At 46.6% G+C, this 908-nt stretch carries 3 protein-coding genes; all 3 read right to left on the bottom strand.

Translation table 11 applies throughout. The annotated features are described in order from the left end of the window. From rpsK to rpmJ, 3 genes are read right to left on the bottom strand one after another with little or no spacing between them, the layout of a single operon-like run. On the bottom strand, positions 1 to 390 hold the full coding sequence (gene rpsK / locus BO222_RS11220; protein WP_075820864.1) for a 30S ribosomal protein S11: 390 nt from the start codon (positions 388 to 390) through the stop codon (positions 1 to 3). A 14-nt stretch (positions 391 to 404) separates the two neighbouring features. Next, positions 405 to 770, bottom strand: coding sequence for a 30S ribosomal protein S13 (rpsM, locus tag BO222_RS11215; RefSeq protein WP_075820863.1), 366 nt, complete (start codon positions 768 to 770; stop codon positions 405 to 407). A gap of 20 nt (positions 771 to 790) precedes the next feature. Then, entirely contained in the window at positions 791 to 904 is a 114-nt protein-coding gene (rpmJ, locus tag BO222_RS11210) for a 50S ribosomal protein L36 (RefSeq protein WP_075819078.1), read from the bottom strand. Between the last annotated feature and the right edge of the window lie 4 nt (positions 905 to 908).

The raw sequence follows: 908 nt of genomic DNA, 5'->3' as shown, positions 1-908 counted from the left end.
TTATCCGCGGGGTCTTTTGGGCGGACGGCACCCGTTATGCGGAATAGGTGTCACGTCATTGATCATTGAAATATCAAGTCCAGCCACCTGCAGTGCTCTGACTGCGGCTTCTCTTCCTGGACCAGTTCCCTTGATTTCTACAGCAACTGTTTTCATTCCATGATCTGCTGCTGCTTTGCCGGCAGCTTCTGCTGCCATCTGGGCTGCATATGGGGTGCTCTTACGGCTTCCCTTGAATCCAAGTGCTCCTGCACTTGACCAGCTGATGGCGTTTCCTGCCTCATCGGTAATTGTCACAATTGTATTGTTAAATGTGGAATGGATGTGAGCCATACCTCTGGCAATATTCTTTTTAACACGACGTTTTTTAGTCTGCTGTTTTTTTGGCATGTCTTACTCCCTCCTTACTTCTTCTTGTTGGCAACTGTTTTTGGTTTGCCTTTACGGGTTCTTGCGTTAGTCTTGGTTCTCTGTCCTCTGACCGGCAGTCCCTTACGGTGACGGATTCCGCGGTAGCATCCGATTTCCATCAGCCGTTTAATATTCAGCTGCACTTCTCTGCGTAAGTCACCTTCAACCTTATACTGGTCTACAGCTTTACGCAGCTGGTTGAGCTGTTCTTCGCTGAGATCCTTGATACGGATATCTTCACTGATACCAGTATCTGCAAGAATCTTTTCAGCAGTGGGTCTTCCAATTCCATAAATGTATGTCAGCGCGATGACTGAGCGCTTATTATTCGGAATATCTACTCCTGCAATACGAGCCATTTATTTCCTCCTGCTCCTTATTAACCTTGTCTCTGCTTATGTTTTGGGTTTTCACAGATGACCATGACTCTGCCTTTACGGCGGATAACACGGCATTTATCGCAGATCGGTTTAACAGATGGTCTAACTTTCATGTTG

Origin of the sequence: Ileibacterium valens (assembly GCF_001945525.1) — a bacterium.
GTDB lineage: Bacteria > Bacillota_I > Bacilli_A > Erysipelotrichales > Erysipelotrichaceae > Ileibacterium > Ileibacterium valens.
The sequence above is the reverse complement of the archived record's forward strand: the minus strand, read 5'-3'. Positions and strand labels throughout refer to the sequence as shown.

Excerpts from the sequence above, each read along its gene's own strand:
- rpsK (WP_075820864.1), bottom strand. The coding sequence starts at position 390 with ATGCCAAAAAAACAGCAGACTAAAAAACGTCGTGTTAAAAAGAATATT.
- rpsM (WP_075820863.1), bottom strand. The coding sequence starts at position 770 with ATGGCTCGTATTGCAGGAGTAGATATTCCGAATAATAAGCGCTCAGTC.
- rpmJ (WP_075819078.1), bottom strand. The coding sequence starts at position 904 with ATGAAAGTTAGACCATCTGTTAAACCGATCTGCGATAAATGCCGTGTT.